The 15,137-nt window shown below is 60.7% G+C and carries 14 protein-coding genes and 1 pseudogene; 5 read left to right on the top strand and 10 right to left on the bottom strand.

What is annotated here, in order from left to right; translation table 11 throughout:
• The first annotated feature begins 444 nt into the window (after positions 1-444).
• On the top strand, positions 445-1,152 hold the full coding sequence (locus PW843_27440; protein ID MDE1150300.1) for a hypothetical protein: 708 nt from the start codon (positions 445-447) through the stop codon (positions 1,150-1,152).
• On the top strand, positions 1,149-1,418 hold the full coding sequence (locus tag PW843_27435; GenBank protein MDE1150299.1) for a hypothetical protein: 270 nt from the start codon (positions 1,149-1,151) through the stop codon (positions 1,416-1,418). Before PW843_27440 ends, PW843_27435 begins: the two co-directional genes overlap by 4 nt.
• Positions 1,419-1,821: 403 nt before the next feature.
• Here the strand turns inward: PW843_27435 and PW843_27430 are convergent, their stop codons facing one another.
• Together PW843_27430 and PW843_27425 are read right to left on the bottom strand one after the other, a co-directional pair.
• Positions 1,822-2,751 carry a thioredoxin fold domain-containing protein gene (locus PW843_27430; GenBank protein MDE1150298.1) on the bottom strand — a complete coding sequence of 310 codons (930 nt, stop codon included), beginning with the start codon at positions 2,749-2,751 and terminating at the stop codon, positions 1,822-1,824.
• A gap of 156 nt (positions 2,752-2,907) precedes the next feature.
• Positions 2,908-3,312 carry a hypothetical protein gene (locus PW843_27425; protein MDE1150297.1) on the bottom strand — a complete coding sequence of 135 codons (405 nt, stop codon included), beginning with the start codon at positions 3,310-3,312 and terminating at the stop codon, positions 2,908-2,910.
• A 463-nt stretch (positions 3,313-3,775) separates the two neighbouring features.
• On the opposite strand from PW843_27425, the gene PW843_27420 reads away from it, so the two are divergent.
• The gene (locus PW843_27420) at positions 3,776-4,162 is read left to right on the top strand and encodes a helix-turn-helix transcriptional regulator (GenBank protein ID MDE1150296.1); all 387 of its coding nucleotides are present in this window, start codon (positions 3,776-3,778) and stop codon (positions 4,160-4,162) included.
• On the opposite strand, the gene PW843_27415 is transcribed toward PW843_27420, so the two are convergent.
• Positions 4,149-4,949, bottom strand: coding sequence for a hypothetical protein (locus PW843_27415; protein ID MDE1150295.1), 801 nt, complete (start codon positions 4,947-4,949; stop codon positions 4,149-4,151). The two genes, PW843_27420 and PW843_27415, sit on opposite strands and share 14 nt — an antisense overlap.
• Positions 4,950-5,040: 91 nt before the next feature.
• Entirely contained in the window at positions 5,041-7,125 is a 2,085-nt protein-coding gene (locus PW843_27410; GenBank protein ID MDE1150294.1) for an AAA family ATPase, read from the bottom strand.
• A 161-nt stretch (positions 7,126-7,286) separates the two neighbouring features.
• Between PW843_27410 and PW843_27405 the strand changes: the two genes are divergently transcribed.
• Complete coding sequence (locus PW843_27405; GenBank protein ID MDE1150293.1) at positions 7,287-7,607, top strand: hypothetical protein; 321 nt, start codon at positions 7,287-7,289, stop codon at positions 7,605-7,607.
• Positions 7,608-7,843: 236 nt separating this feature from the next.
• Here the strand turns inward: PW843_27405 and PW843_27400 are convergent, their stop codons facing one another.
• The 6 genes from PW843_27400 to PW843_27375 form a co-directional block, all read right to left on the bottom strand.
• The gene (locus PW843_27400; protein ID MDE1150292.1) at positions 7,844-8,458 is read right to left on the bottom strand and encodes a helix-turn-helix domain containing protein; all 615 of its coding nucleotides are present in this window, start codon (positions 8,456-8,458) and stop codon (positions 7,844-7,846) included.
• Between the two features lie 830 nt (positions 8,459-9,288).
• The gene (locus PW843_27395) at positions 9,289-10,860 is read right to left on the bottom strand and encodes an IS66 family transposase (protein MDE1150291.1); all 1,572 of its coding nucleotides are present in this window, start codon (positions 10,858-10,860) and stop codon (positions 9,289-9,291) included.
• A gap of 108 nt (positions 10,861-10,968) precedes the next feature.
• Positions 10,969-11,316: an IS66 family insertion sequence element accessory protein TnpB gene (gene tnpB, locus PW843_27390; protein MDE1150290.1), complete on the bottom strand. Its 348-nt coding sequence runs from the start codon at positions 11,314-11,316 to the stop codon at positions 10,969-10,971.
• Positions 11,313-11,726: a transposase gene (locus PW843_27385; GenBank protein MDE1150289.1), complete on the bottom strand. Its 414-nt coding sequence runs from the start codon at positions 11,724-11,726 to the stop codon at positions 11,313-11,315. Before PW843_27385 ends, tnpB begins: the two co-directional genes overlap by 4 nt.
• Before the next feature lie 333 nt (positions 11,727-12,059).
• On the bottom strand, positions 12,060-14,516 hold the full coding sequence (locus PW843_27380) for an AAA family ATPase (protein ID MDE1150288.1): 2,457 nt from the start codon (positions 14,514-14,516) through the stop codon (positions 12,060-12,062).
• Positions 14,513-14,722 (bottom strand): hypothetical protein, encoded by a 210-nt coding sequence (locus PW843_27375; protein MDE1150287.1) that lies wholly within the window; start codon positions 14,720-14,722, stop codon positions 14,513-14,515. Before PW843_27375 ends, PW843_27380 begins: the two co-directional genes overlap by 4 nt.
• Positions 14,723-14,850: 128 nt before the next feature.
• On the opposite strand from PW843_27375, the pseudogene PW843_27370 reads away from it, so the two are divergent.
• Positions 14,851-15,051: pseudogene (locus PW843_27370) on the top strand (helix-turn-helix domain-containing protein).
• The last annotated feature ends 86 nt before the right edge of the window (positions 15,052-15,137 follow it).

Raw genomic sequence — 15,137 nt, 5'->3', positions numbered from 1 at the left:
CTGCTCCATGAGGCAAGGGCTGTTGGCCACGAGTAGAAGCCCACCACGCAGGCGTCTGCCCCACCGAAGTTCATCTCCACCTCGGGCTGAGCACCGCAGACGGTAAAGCAGATGCTGAACCGCTCGTCTTCCTCCGCCAACAAAGGGTGGAGAACAATCGCCAAGATGAAGTTTGCCTCCGCCTATCGTTTTGGCAAATGGCTCAGGATCGCTTGCCGAGTGGTAACACGGCTGTTAATCGGCGCGATAAAATGACCCCATCGACTTCAATAGAATCAAATGGATACGGTGCCGATCGGCGCTCAAGCGGTGTGCCGATTAACACCATAGACGATCTCGGTGACGTGAACGCGCCACCACCTCCGCCGAGGGCATATCCACTTGCCAGCTCTCTCTCGGCGCCTATTTCCCTTCCATCACCACAGGGAGAAGGCCGGCTCCACCATGGACACGACGGCGGACACGCAGGCGATGGAGGCTCGGCTCGACCGGCAACTCGTGGAGGGCGCCCAGCGCATCGTCACGGACGCCACCGGCCATCGCGTCGATCAGCGGACGATGCCCATCGGCCGCGTCCCCGCCGGTCAAAGCCTGGTGCAGTTCTGGCGCCTGGACACCCCGATGGAGGGCGTCTCTGCCAGCTACAACGAGCCCGTGGTCCAGCACCTCCTCCAGGACATGCTGTCGGTGCGGCGCCTTGATCCCGGGGCGCTCTACGCCATGCTGACCAGGATCAAGACCCAATTGGTGGTGGCGTACGGCCCGGCCCAGGGCGGGTGGATGGCCGCCATGCTGATGTCCCGGTGCCGCCAGGCCATCGAGAGCCCCGAGGACTTCCCGCCGCTGCTCACCGACGACGAACTGCGGGAGGCGTTCAAAACGTATGGGCGGTTGGCCAAGGTGTTCCACTACGGCGATTTCCTCAGGCAGGGCGCCCTTGGGGAAAGCACGCGCAAGAAGGTCCTGCAATACGGCCGGAGCCCGGAACTCCTGAAGAACGTATACAAGGAGTTGACCACGGGGCCGGCGATACCGGTCGCCGCGATGTACATCTTCATCGGCTATATCCTGGGCACGGGCGAGAGCTATAATGCGGCCCGGAACCTCGGCTACCGAGACGAGTTGAACCGGCGGAACCTGGCGATCCCATGACCTCCACGACCGAACCCCGGCGGCGCGATCCAAAGGTCCGCCGCGTCTACCTGGCGCTCTGGGCGCTGGGCATGGCCATCTATCTCTCCAGCCTGTTCGTCGACCAACCCGCGCCGTCGTCCACGGGCGCCCGGATCCTCAGCAGCGCGATATTGCCGGTCGGGTTCCTGCTGTCCTTGGCCACCGCGGGCAAGCCCTTCCTGAGTGGCGGGCTGTGGGTGGCGTCCGCCATCGCCCAACTGGCGTTCGCCTTGCTCTACCGTTGAGCCGATAGCTTTGTTCCTCAACGGGACGGCCTACCTATCCAAGGCGGAGAACCAATGGCGGCCCTTTTCCTGCAGCGGCGACGCCTGCGCGTGGGGGCGGACCGAGTCCGGCTATACTGCGCTGGTGTGGCTGGCGATGGTCCAGGCGTTGGACTTTGTGTGGCCCTTGGGGCTGGTGCTGCCGGCCACAGCGGGGATGTTGTTCCGGTGTAAGGTGCAACCCGCAGCGAGGGGCTTGATGGAGCCTGTGGCATGACGTCGTGATGTGTGAGGGCACCAGCGCGACCTTACGGCAGTGCTGGTGTTCTTTTCCCTGAGAGCTCGGGTTCCGGCTGCACACTATTTCAACAAATCGGACGGCTGGCCTCCACGCCCCCCGGCACAGTTCGTGCCGAACGTTCACTCAAAACGTGACGGGAGTTTTGTTGCCGTCGTTCACGTAGACCTGATCAGCGGCACACCAGCCACCGCGCTCCAAGAAGCCGGTTCCAGAAAGCGACAGATACACCCATTTCTCACCATTCGCCGTAATGGCAGCGCCTTTGACATCCAGCGCCTTGTCGGATGGGAGGTTGAAAAATACAGGTGCATCAAGGGTGGGGGCGACCCGCACGGGAAGCGGCACCGTGTCGGACACGGGCGTCAAGCTAAGGCTTCGACTGATTTCCCAGCTTTTTGAAATCGTTCCAGCGACCGCGCTTGCTTTGGGAGTGATCGACATCGAGGCCGGCCTCCGGGCAATGCTGGAGGCGAGCTTCATGAAATTGGCCGCAGTCTCCTCACCGGTCATTCGGCGCAACTCGGAGCCGAGCGGTATGTAGATAACAGGCGTCGCGCCCGCGCCAGGCTGGCCCAATTCGACAAGATCGACAACATCCTCATTCCACTTGAGTGCCCAGTTCGCGCCCTGGGGGATCAAGTCGGCTGGTCGTATCTTATTGTAAATTTGATCCAACACATTGGCATCGCGGGTGCCCGCGGTCAGCAAGTTGACCTGCTGCGCCCATGTGCTGTTCGTAAAGCCCGGCACCCACCTGAATTGGACAGCCTTTTCTATCTTCTTCGCTTCGAAATAAAGATTCTTACAATGAGGGCACCACGGTGCGCCCAATACGTAAATATGCTTTTCATTATCGGGACCGATTGGCACCCAGGCTGTGTCGTCCAGCAACGCCAGCAATGCCTCGCGGGTCCTGGGCTTCTCAGGAGCGATTATCGTATCCGCCTTGGCTGGCATCGCATGTGAAATCGCCGCCAACCCAACGGCAGCCGCAGATGCCGTTATGAACTGGCGTCGATCGATGCCCAGATGCAGTTGCTTGAAATCATTCATGATATTTAAGGTGCGCCCAGCGCACCGCCTCCGTCTGGGAAAAGAGCCACATGTGAGGGGCTAGGAGCCAAATGCCTAGGCGAGCTGGGTAAATTGGGGGGCTCGGACGTTCCGTAACGCCGTCCTGGGACAACCCTTCCTATAGGCAGACAGCCGTCACTTGATGGGTTCGAAGCCCTGGTCCCGCAGCTTGGCAGCGGCGCTATCCACGATCAGGCTGCCAACCGCCGTTGGCAGGAATAGCAGCCCGAAGCCCAACAACGGGATAAGGACAATGCTGCACAGCAGGAGCATGACCGAGGTAAAAAAACCGGGACCCATGCAATATTTCTCACCGGACGGGAGTCCGATTCCGACAATTACCTTCCTGAATAAAAATGGGTCCACGTAATATATGGTGGTCTCGCCGTCATTATGGACACCCAGGAAATTATTTATGCCAGATGGAACGACAACAGATTGCAGAATATTGTTCCCAATCTTAATCAAACTGTAGTCGCATTGATTGGTCTTTACTATTGAATCACCAAGCATGGTGAGCCGGCCGGAAATCTGCTTCATATCGTATCTCTAAGTCAAAGGGGAGAGAACTGCAGCACAGGCGGCAGTGCGGGAAAGTGGCGAGGGATCGACATATTGAATGGGCAGCCATCGGCGGCGCCCACTGTTTACCTCATCCAGCGGCAAAGAGCTTTTCCGGCCAACTTACATTGATGGTGAACTCATCGCAGACGAAGCCATCTAGCGTTTTTATATGGGTGGGTGACTCGCGATACGCTGCCGCCGAGGGGATGACGGTGGTGACGGTGGGCCCGACTTCATCCGCGAGTGCATCGTAGTGATTCCCTTACTCTTCGTGGCATGACCGGCAATACCGGCGAAACTCTCAGGGCCTAGTCTCGGCTGTCGAAGGCCGGTTCTTGGTGACCTGCCCCTGGGTAGTGGGCAGAAGCGATCCGTCGATCGGCCCACGTTAGGGATGTTTATTTCCGGACTCCTGATCGGTACATTCGATAAATACCGTATGGTGGTCGGTTCCGACAAGACGGAAATCTGCTCATCATGCGACATGGACTTCAAAACTCGCGTGGCAATGCGGATACGAGCCATCCGCAAAAGACGGGGCCTCAGCCAAGAGGCTCTGGCCGGACTTATTGACCGGTCGCCGGACGCAATCTCAAACGTCGAGCGCGGTATCTCCATCCCGGCCTATGACACGCTGGAGGTCCTGGCGAAGGGGCTGGGCGTACCGCTCAGCGAGTTATTCGCAGAGGACAACGAGAACGACCCTCAACGGGCTGCGGCACTGGCCCGGCTGAACGATGCAGCACGGAGTTTGGACAACAGGATGCTGGCCACAGCCGCCGCGATCGTGGAACTGTTGGCCACAGGGCCCACTAAGCAGGCGTAATGGTGTCCCCCATCCCCGGCTCTTGCTCGGCAAAGCCGATCAATGGCGACACCGGCGCCCCTTCTTGAAGTCTTTCAGGATAGAGGCTCTCAATCTCCTCATCGAGCGCCTGCTGGAACAGCAGTTCGTCCAGTTGCCGCCCAAATTCAGTATACGTCGCGCTGATGACGGCTCGCAGACTCAGTCCGTAGCGGACTTCCAGATCCTCGACAGCGACCTGCAAATCAGCAGGTACGGCGGTGGCGCCGTGAATAGCGCAGACCGCAGCAGTCGCGGTGTCGACCTCGGCGTTGAGTTGCCTCAGCGCATAGCTTTTGCCGACCAACTGCAGACAGCGCAGGTCCCTGATTGTCTGCCGGGTCTTCCCAGCGTCCGTACGCGCCAAACCGCGTTTGACCTCCAGGAAGTCGATGGCTTTGCGATTCGCATCGATAAGCACTAGGTCAGGGGCAACCTTTCGCCCTTGATCCCCCTCGTAATGTAGATGAGAGCTTCGGAGTGTTTCGGCGCTGGCGACGCCACCGACGATTTGATCGACCAGAGGGGGGATGAATATGGGCGGGGTACGGACAAGCCGGAGGTGGGGAAGCGCCTTCAGCGCCTCGCTGATGGCCATCTCCAAAATTTGACCGTCGGCGCGAACGGCGGAAGTCAATATTCCATACCGCTGGCGATGTTGTGCGGGAACGATTGGGTCAGGCTGTACCTGCAAGTGCCGGAGCCGGTCGATGGTTCTGCTGATCAGAGCGGTTACGGCCGGCGGGATCGGCAACGCCTCGGTGTGCATCTTACGTCTCGTCTTGGTTTAAGGGGAGCAACTTGCCCACCGCGTTCTGGCAAAAGCCGCATGGTGGGCGGGGGCCGTCTTCGTGCCGGTCTCACTGCATCTCCCGCCCCTCGGCTTTGGGCCAAAGCGCACTTCCAGCGGCGACGATTTCCTCAGCCGAAATCGTCTCCTTGGCGAGCAGAAGCTCGGCGACATATTCCACCGCCTGCCGTCGGGCACGGACGAGGGCGAGCACTTCCCCATATTGGGCGTCCAGCAGCGCATCGACTTTCGCCGCGAGCTTGGGATTGCCACTGAGGAGATGGGGTACCGTGTGCGCCGTAACGGGCCCTACCCAGATCAGCTGATCTCCTAGCCCGTGGGCGATGAGCTGTGTGGTAAGCAAGGTGGCGGTCGCCAAATCGCTTTCGGCGTTACCGCCGGCGGCTGTACTCGCTTCCCCGAGGACTGCCTCTTCGGCAGCCCGTCCAGCCAGTGACACCTTCACCAACGCGAGAAGGTCACCGGCGTGCATGATTTCATCGTCTGGGCGGCACCGCACGCTTCCCAGCGCCGCTGAAGAGGCGCGGATTGAAGCCGACAGCAGCGTTCCGGGCCTCAGGATTGCCGAAACCACAGCATGACCAGCCTCATGAACGGCGACAAGGCGCCGGACTTCCAACGGCTGTTGACGTTCCGCAGGGTGTAGTTCCGCCGCCAGATCTTCCGGTCGCATGGGCCTGCCGGCCAGCCTGGCGCGACGTTTCCCGCCACGGACGACCTGCTCGCAGTCTGCTCCCGTCGCGCCTTCCAGCGCCGCCGCAAAGCATGCCAGGTCCAGGCCTTGCAGATGATCTGGGCCAAGATGGAAGCGGAGAATACCTTGGAGCGCCATCTTGTCGGGGAACGGAACGTGTATGACGCGTTCAAAGCGGCCAGGTCGGATTAACGCGGGATCCAGCAATTCAGGAAAGTTGCAGGTACCCACTAGAACAACCCCCTCCCGCCCTTGGACATCCGAGTTTTCCAGGAAGGAATTCATGATCTGGTGGTGGTAGGCACGGTTCTGCCCGGCTTCTAGGGCCCTGCTGGAAAAGCTATCCAGCTCGTCAATCGCCAGTAGGCACGGTGCAACCCGCCTTGCCTCCGCGAAGGTGGCTGCCATCGCCCTCAACATGTTCCCCTGGTGCCCCGCAGCTTGCCACTGCCCATGGGACGCGACGATCAGGGGTACTTCACAGGTCCTGGCCAGGGCGCGCATGAATGCGCTTTTGCCCACACCCGGCGGCCCCGCGACGACACAGCCCTTGTCCATGTCAGCCCAGGATATATTCCCGGCTCGGAAATCGATGATGTCGCGATGTAGCTTGTGGCCCCACTGCACCGCCTCATCCATGCCATGCAGGTCGGCCAACTTTGGGCCTGGGTCCGGCCGCCGAACCCGCGCCTTGACCATCTGTTCCAACCGATCCACCCAGTCGTCGGAGGATGCGGCTGGGCGTGCCACCAGCCGCAAATCGCCGGCCGTCAACGACCGGCACAGCGCGTCCGGCAGTGTTCGCGCGGCTGGCTTGGAAGCGACCATCGCAATCGACCGGGCCAGCGCGTCACCAGTCAACGGTGGAAGAACGAGGTGGAAGTCCGCCGCCGCGGTGAAACGTGGCGGCAGGTCCATCCTGCTCGCGGCGATGATGATAACCCCTCCCCCCTGCGCGATCTGAGTAGCGGCGGCTTCCTCCATGCTTTCGATACTAGGGCTGCGCGACGTCCCATCCCGGCCAACCACCAACCAGGCCCCGGTATTGGAACTCGCCGGCGCATCAAAATCGGTTAGGCCCAGGCCCTCGTCGGCGTCTTCGATGGCGTCGGCGGGGAAGTCCTCGTCGTCCTCAACCATCGCATCCATGCAAGGTGCGTCTTCGTCCTCAGACGGGGCTTGGACGATGGAGTGGTCACCCCGCGCCAGAGCTGCCATTGCAGCCTCGATCGCCCCATCCACGGCCTGAACCCAACTGACGTCATGCACAAGAATTGTAAGCGTGGCGTCGCCCCGCCGCGCTGACGCGACAAGGCCGGGCGTTGCTGCGAACACCTCTTGGAGAAGAACGCGCGCGGCTGCCCCGTCCAGCCCAAGCGCTGGCTTGGGAATGCTCGGTGAAAACTTCTGACGTAATCGCTCTAATCCGTGCGCCGGCATGGCTTCTCCTTGGGCGAAATGACTTCCTCGCCATTGTTCAAGAGCGCAATCACATGCCATCATGTGATTAATGTGCGCACATTATGCACATTGTTTGGTTTGAGCTGTCAATCGAAATGTGCGCACATGCGCCACACGCGTCACAAAAGGCGGGACGCGAAATGGAAAGCCAGATTGTGGTCATGAAGAAGACTGAAAATTTCAATATGCGGGTGTCGCCCGACTTCACTGAGATAATCGACGGTTGGCGCCGCCGTCAGCGGGACATTCCTGCCCGAGCCGAAGCTATTCGCCGCCTGGTCGAAGCGGCCTTGGTGGCGGGGGAGTATGAGCAGGTTGCCGCGCAGGCGTTCGATCTACTGGAGCGAATCGCGGACGCTGGCTCGCTTGACGACCGCATGAAGGCTGAAGCCCTAGAGGTCCTCGGTGCCGTTAAGCGCTTCGATCAAGAGAAATTGGCTCGGGAAGCGCATGGAGGCTGACGACATAATAGGCAGCGGGAGCCTCTTTGAGCGGGGGGGCGGAGGGCTTTGAGGGCGAGCAAAACGACGCCCTACCTCAATGTGATCGTCGATATCGGGCAGGTGAACGGCACCGGCGCCGGGGAGGGGCTCTCAGGCCGTCATGAAGGGGGCGTGCCGCGCTTAAACCATATCTGTCGGCGCCTTGCTGCCACTCTGCCTCCGACGGTGCGGTTGCATTAGTCTGATATTTACTATTATCGCTGAATTTTTCTTTCTTCTTCGAGGTTAAGTGCAACTCGTATCCAATAATTAATTAAGTACATTATAGATTTTCCATCTAGGCGCGGATTAATTTTGGGGATTAGCCTTGCTGCTTCGACGGAGCATACTAAAGCAGATGCTCTTCTTGATACATCAATGTGTTTATCTATTTCGCCGCGACTCTGACCTAGCATAATTATGATAGATGCTCTGCCGTGAAGCTCTTCTTTCTTTCTGTTCATGTATTTTGATATGGCGTCATTCCTAGAGGCTAATGACAATAGCTCGGTATATAATGAAAAATTGACTCCAGTGTGCAAATCAATCACTCTTCTTATTTCTTTATTAATATATATGGCAACGCCACCAAAGTTCTCTTTATCTGTATCTGATATATTGAAAATATCACTATCAAGATCTGTGGATTCAAGTATTATTTCTTCTTTGCTTTTAAAAATATTATATATACTGCCGACGCTCAATCCAGAATATTCTCCTATATCACATACGCGAGTACCCATAATTCCCTTTTCAAGGAAGCATGAGCGGGCGGCTTTGATTATTAGGTCTCGCTTTAGCATATCCTTTTTAATTCTATCTTCGCGCATTTCGGCCTCTTGATTGGCAAGGCGGTGAACAATCTAAAATAGCTTATTTCTCCTGTTTGGCGCTTTTGCGGGGCCGGCCTCGCCCTCGGGGTCGAGGAGGGGAGGGAGCTGGAGACGGATGGTTATTAGCATTGGGGGCCATGCACGCGGCGCTTGCTTCTTCCTGTCGCTGGACCCACCGTTCTAATTCTCCAACAGAATACATGCGGCGGCGCCCTATTTTAATAGATCTTATATCGAGTCTGGGCAGCATTGACCGATGGATGCCAAGTATATCTGCGATCTCAGCTACGGATAGGAGTCGCAGTGTTTGGATGTCTCGCATATTAGATTGCCAATGCTCAGGTTCGTATGGAGTGCTGACATCACCGAGGTTGGCTTCTGGCAGCGCTATGATATTTCGACGTTTCGGAGATCCGGCAAGGGCCTAAATTTCTGAGCGATGGCTCGTGGCCAACTTAGGTTGCGGCAGTAGGCGCTGCCCTGGGGAAAAGGGCGCTCCACCGGCGCAGGCAAATCTCGCCATTGAAGGCGATAATCAAATGGCCGACCTTCTGCATCCTCTCCTGCTTGGTCGGTGACCTCCTCGCGGTAGCGGTGGAGCAGGCCAGGACTGCTTGAGGGGGATGCTGGGCACGGGGAAGGGGATGGGCAACAGGCGTACCCCTGGCCTTAGCACCAGACACTCACCGCCATGGGTCCGGCGATCACCAGATGCTTTGGGGGGAGGGACATCGAAGGGCGCTCATGAAATGCGGGGTATGGGTGTGATCCGGCGGTAAGCGTCGTCTGAAGGCTGCGGTGCGAGCGGATTGATCCCCGAACTCGGATCAGGATGCCTGGGCGATGTTCCAAGGCAGCAGGTCGGTGATGCGGTTGATTGGATGGTCTGCGATGCGGCCGAGGACATCGCGCAGATAGGCCTGGGGATCGAGGCCGTTGAGCTTGGCGGTTTGGGTGATGGTGTAGATCGCGGCGGCTCGTTCTCCGCCGGCGTCGGAACCGGCGAACATCCAGTTGCGTCTTCCGATGGCCAAGGGCCTGATGGCCCGCTCGGCGGCGTTGTTGGAGAGTTCCAGCCGGCCGTCGTCCACGTAGCGCGTCAGCGCCGTCCACCGCGAGCGCGCATAGCGAATGGCCTTGGCCAGGTCGCCCTTGCCGGGGATGCGCAGCAGCGTGGCATCGAGGAAGGCGGCCAACTCATCCAAGGCGGGTCGGGCCTTGGTTTGGCGGACCAGACGGCGCTCCTCGGCCGACAGGCCGACCAGGGGACGTTCCATGTCGAACAGCATCCCGATGCGCTTCAGCGCCTCCGCCGCCAGGGGTGAGCCGGTTTCGACGTGTTCGTCGAAGAACTTGCGGCGCACATGCGCCATGCAGGCCACTTCGGCGATCCGGCCGCCGTCGTACAGGGCATCGAACCCGCCATAGCCATCGGCATGCAGGTGCCCACGGAAGCCGGCCAGTTCCCGTTGCGGATGCTCGCCCTTGCGGTCGGGCGTGTAGCGGTACAGCACCGCCGGCGGGCCTTGTCCGGCATGGGGGCGCTCGTCACGCAGGTAGACCCACAACCGTCCCGTCTTGGTCTTGCCTCGCCCGGGCTCAAGCACGGGAACCGGCGTGTCGTCGGCGTGCAGCACTGATCCGGCCAGCACGTGCTGGGCAATCGCATTGGCCAAGGGGGCCATCAGGGCTGCCGCCTTGCCCACCCAGTCGGCCAGCAGCGAGCGTTCCAGTTCCACCCCCTCGCGGGCGTAGATGGCGGACTGCCGGTACAGCGGCAGGTGATCGCAGTATTTGGCGATCAGCACATGCGCCAGCAGCCCGGCGGACGGCAGGCCGCGTTCGATGGGCAGCGACGGCATCGGCGCCTGCACCATACCCTCGCAGCACCGGCACGACAGCGCCGGGCGGACGTGGCGGATCACGGTGAAGCGCGCCGGGATGTAGTCGAGCACCTCGGTGACGTCCTCGCCCACCTTGCGCAAGGTGCCGCCGCACGAGGGACAAGCGTCGTGCGGCGCATGCACGATCTCGGTACGCGGCAAGTGTTCCGGCAGCTTGCGCCGGCCAGCCCTGGCGCGGGCCTCGGGCGCCTCCGGCAGTGCCGTCGGCGACAGCTCGGCACCGGCCGTGGCCTCCAGGTCCTCCAGCGACAGCTCAAGCTGCTCGATCTCGCGGGCGATCTTCTCGGAAGACGAACCGAACTGCATCCGCCGCAGACGGGCCAGTTGGATCTTGAGCTTCTCCATCTCCAGCGCCTTGGCCACCAGGCCCGCCTTGGCGGCCGCCAGTTCGGTCTCGCTGGCCTCGCGGCATCGACGCTCGGCCGCCAACTCCGCAGCCTGCGCGGCGATGATCGCGCGCAGCGCCTCGACGTCATTGGGCAACGGGGCGGGCAGTGGATCGGCGATGGAAGACATGGGGCCGATTCTACCCGACCGGCGGCCTCCAGAGGAGGAGCGATCATCGTCACGGCGCTGATCCTCAACCAGCGTGGCAGCCCGGACTCACCCCGCCGTTTCCGGGCGCCAAGTCCGTCTTGGGGCACGCCAGTCCATGCCTTCAAGCAGCATCCCCAGTTGGGCCGGAGTAAGGGCCGCCACCCCCTCGCGGCTGATCGGCCACACGAAGCGGCCCTTCTCCAGGCGCTTGGCGAACAGGCAATAGCCCTGACCATCCCAATACAGGACCTTTACCAGGTGACCTTGCCGGCCGCGGAAGACGAACAAGTGACCGGCAAACGGGTCCTGCTTCAGAACCTCCTGGGCGAGCATGGCCAAGCCATCCATGCCCTTGCGCATGTCGGTGGCGCCCATCGCCAGGTAAATCCGCACGCCGGCGGGAACCGTGATCACGCGCCGTCCAGCGCATCGACCAGCCGGCGCAGCGTGGCGGGGGCGATATCCTCATCGACGCGCAGCACGCGACCATTGCCCAACACCACCTCGATCAGGGCGGATCGGCGTTCGACCGGGGGCGCCACCGGCAGGATGGGCGTCGCGCCGGGCGCTCCGACACCGGGAGAGGGAGAAGCCTCAACCACGTGCACCGGCACGAAGGGCGACGCCACCAGGGAGAGTTCGCCGTTCTTGATCTGCCGGCGCCACCGGTAGATCAGGCTGCTGCACACCCCATGGCGGCGGGCCGCAGCTGCCACGGCACCACGACCGCCACGGGCCTCGCCGACCAGGCGGATCTTCTCCTCGGCCGAATAGGCGCGCCGCCCACCGGCACCGGTGATGACTTCGATACGCTGGACTGCCACGGTGCAAACCACACTGCTTGCCACGATGCTACGCCGGCCACACCCGGGGGCGCCGCCGACACATAGCTTTCAACACGCAACCAACTTTCCTACAAGGCAGCCATCGGACGACGCTTACATCCGGCGTGACCATGACGCCCATAGGCCGGGCGGGGAGCCGGAATAGATGGCCGGCTTGGTTGTCTTCCTCTGTACGCCCGCCGCGTCCTACATTACGGGGCAAGCCATTCCCATCGACGGCGCGGCGTTGGCCGTTTGATCATTATGCGCAAATCAGGGAAGGGAGGCCCTTTGTCCATTTCCCCCTATGCGTGAATCAGCACCCAAATGGGCCTACCCGCCTTTTTGCAGGAGGTTGAGGTTCAGAGTGCCGCATCCGCATCGTAGCGCTTCTTTTTTCCCGCGGTCTGGGGCAACGAAATACATTTCGTTGCAGGTGTCGCAGGCAAAGGCCTTGGTGAACGCCCGGAACGCGGCGACCACCGGGCCGAAGTCTTCTTTCGTGAAGTCGGCCCATTCGTTGAAATGGACGGCCGTGTTGATCTGCCACGTCTCATGACCGGTCTTGGCCTTGGCTTCTCCGAAGGCAACCTCAATGGCGCTTATGTGCTCGACGACGTCCTTTTGGTTCCAGGAATTCGCGGCCCCCTTTGCCTTTTTCAGCAGGTCGCCCAATGCGCTTGTCGCGTTTGGAAGAAGGTCGCCGAGCACGAACTGGGCGTCGCCTCGGAACTCGACAGTAGCGCGGAGGCGATCGCAGGCCTCCTTTGCGAAATGCTCGAGGTAGTGGCGCAGCAGAGCGGCAGCGGCGCGCACGTCGCTTTTGGCGAGGTGGCCTTCGACCTCGGCCCAGATGTCACGGTTGTCCCACTCGGTCGGTCCAAAATCTACGCTCCAGGTCCGGAAGTGGGCGAAGTTGCGACCCTTGATAAGACCCTCGGACTTCATGTGGCGCAGCCAGATCTCGTCATGCGTCGTGAAGATGAACTGCGTGTCCGGGAACATCTCTTTGAGTAGGGTACAGACTTGACGTCGGTGGCCAGAGTCGACTGACATCAATACGTCGTCGAGGACCGCGAACGTGAAATTTCCGCCGAGCAGATGGTTCATCAGCGCCAGATACAGGCAAAGTCCCATTCCGTCCTGGTGGCCCTCGCTGTGGTACGCGCCGGGCGGGAAATGGCCGCGGCCATAGAAGTCCACATCGAAGCCGAGTTTGCCGATGGAAGGCATAAGCTTCGCTGTGAACGCTTTCTCGTCATCCTCGTTGATCTTGCTGTAGTAGCTCGCGAAAGCGGTCTCGACGTTCTTGTAAATCTTTTCGAGAGCGGTCGTCGTCACGGTACCATAGCCGGTGAAGACCTTTGTGGCGCGATCTGCGCGGACCTTGCCGGCAGCGGACTTCAGCCGCGCGGTCCGGTAGGTCTCCAGCCGTTCTTGCGCGAGGACGAGGAAATCGCGCGCCGCATCCTGCTTGGTGGGCTCCGGTATCGCGGCAATCGCGGCGGCGAGCGTGGCCAGCGAGAGTTCCATGTCGGGAACGCGGTGTGTAGCGGATAGGACCGCGCGCGTATCGTCGAGCGGCAAGAGCTTTTGAAGCTGCTGGTATCGCCCTCGAAGAACGGTCCTGAACTCCGTGAACGCGGTGACGTCGATCTTCGGCGAGAACATGCCAGCATGGTCGATCATGGTGTTCAATGCCGTACCGGTGGCATGGAGAGCGTCGAGGATCGGCTTCAGCTCTGCTTCGAGTGCGGCGCGTCGTTTACTCACGTCTTCGAGGTGAGTCAGTTTTTCGGCAAGGTGGCCTGAGAAGACGTCCGGCTCGAACGGCGTGTCACATACTGGACATACTGTCCCATCATATAGCGCCAGAGCCGACTTCAGCAGAGATTCGCGGGAGAGGCCGTTGAGGCTCTCGGCATCTTTGCCCAGTTCGGCAGCGTTCGCGTCAGCGCTTGAGCATGCTTGCTGAAACGGGGCGCTCTGGAGCGCTTGGACCGCTTCGCGCAATGTCATCAGGTCGGTGGCAGCCTGCACTTTCGGCACGCGGCCAGGTGCGCTGGCGGTGGTGGTCGTCAAGCCATCTTTGACCGAGGTGTTAGTCTCGAGGTCGGCCAGGGGTGGCAGACCGAGCAACTCACGGCGCGGATTGACTGCATCGAGGACGGATTTCTTGGTGAGCTGCGTAGTGTCGAGGGCGGCGAGGAGGTTGGCGACGGCGTCCTTTTCCGCGCGCTCCAGCCCTGGGAGCTCCTTGGTGCAGGCATTTGCGATCTTCTGCAGCACACCTCGCAATTTCTCGATGTCGTCGAGGCGCAGCAGTGATTGGACCTCCTTCGAGCGTTGGCCCGGCTCGGAGAGGACGTATCGGATCAGCTCGCGGCGCGAGAGGACAAACTCTGGATGAAGGTTGACGCTCTCGAAGGCGGCGATAACGTCCTTGTCGGTGGGTTTGATCTCCGGCGCGCTTGCCGACTTCACGGTGCGGTGGATCTGGGCCTTCTTGTTGTGGAGGGAGGGGATGGTGACGTCGAGCGTGACCGAGGCCGCCTCAGGCTTGTTGCGGCTGTCGACATGGGGACCGTGCGCTTTGACCGAGAGCCCCCCGGTTCCGGTGCCGGCCAGTCGGGAGATGTTGCCTGTCAAAGCGAACTCGATCGCATCTACGATGCCGCTCTTGCCGGTCCCATTAGGTCCGCAGGCCGCGAAGTTTTGGCCTTTGAGCTCGAGGGTCAACTCCCGGATACCGCGAAATTCCCTGATATGTATTTTGTCGATCCGGATCATGAGGCGTCCGGAAACAGTGCGGTACGGATCGAGGGTTCAGCGAAGACGCCGTCCTCGAGAACAACTTTCCGGAGCCTCGGCGCTATTTCGCTGAAGCCTTCTTCTTTTTTCAGGACGTCGAAGAACTCGCCAAGGATAGTGGCAGCGACGGACTTCACCTTGCCGGGCGGGTCGGCCGCTTCATCTTTTCCGTCTGTGGCGTCCAAGTTATTCCCCCCCCAACACGTGCAAAATAGCAGCAAATTTTGCTTGCGTCAGGGTGAATTGGCGCGTCATGCAACGCGAGGGAAGAATGCGATCGTGGATATCCTCGCAGGAGCGAGGGAGGGGACTGGTGGTCACTCTTGGGGAATTCGTCATGATCCTGGAACTCGCCCGTGAAGGGCTGACCGTCTCCGCCATTGCCCGGTGGACCGGCCTGGACCGCAAGACCGTCCGTCGCTACATCGCCCAGGGGCTGGAGCCGCTCCGCTATACTCCCCGGCCGCCCAAGCCCACGGTGGTTGGGCTCTATGAAGCCTACCAGCGCCAACGCGTCGTCGTTGATGTGGGACAAACTGGGAGTCAAGGGCCCGGCTATCAGGGGGCGGAAAAGGGATTCCAGTACCCTGGTTAGATGCA

The organism is Azospirillaceae bacterium (genome assembly GCA_028283825.1).
Taxonomy (GTDB): domain Bacteria; phylum Pseudomonadota; class Alphaproteobacteria; order Azospirillales; family Azospirillaceae; genus Nitrospirillum.
The sequence above is the reverse complement of the archived record's forward strand: the minus strand, read 5'-3'. Positions and strand labels throughout refer to the sequence as shown.

Coding starts and splice junctions, on each gene's coding strand:
- PW843_27420 (MDE1150296.1), top strand. CDS start 3,776: ATGGTGGTCGGTTCCGACAAGACGGAAATCTGCTCATCATGCGACATG.
- PW843_27435 (MDE1150299.1), top strand. CDS start 1,149: ATGACCTCCACGACCGAACCCCGGCGGCGCGATCCAAAGGTCCGCCGC.
- PW843_27430 (MDE1150298.1), bottom strand. CDS start 2,751: ATGAATGATTTCAAGCAACTGCATCTGGGCATCGATCGACGCCAGTTC.
- PW843_27425 (MDE1150297.1), bottom strand. CDS start 3,312: ATGAAGCAGATTTCCGGCCGGCTCACCATGCTTGGTGATTCAATAGTA.
- PW843_27380 (MDE1150288.1), bottom strand. CDS start 14,516: ATGATCCGGATCGACAAAATACATATCAGGGAATTTCGCGGTATCCGG.
- PW843_27405 (MDE1150293.1), top strand. CDS start 7,287: ATGGAAAGCCAGATTGTGGTCATGAAGAAGACTGAAAATTTCAATATG.
- PW843_27410 (MDE1150294.1), bottom strand. CDS start 7,125: ATGCCGGCGCACGGATTAGAGCGATTACGTCAGAAGTTTTCACCGAGC.
- PW843_27415 (MDE1150295.1), bottom strand. CDS start 4,949: ATGCACACCGAGGCGTTGCCGATCCCGCCGGCCGTAACCGCTCTGATC.
- PW843_27400 (MDE1150292.1), bottom strand. CDS start 8,458: ATGCGCGAAGATAGAATTAAAAAGGATATGCTAAAGCGAGACCTAATA.
- PW843_27440 (MDE1150300.1), top strand. CDS start 445: ATGGACACGACGGCGGACACGCAGGCGATGGAGGCTCGGCTCGACCGG.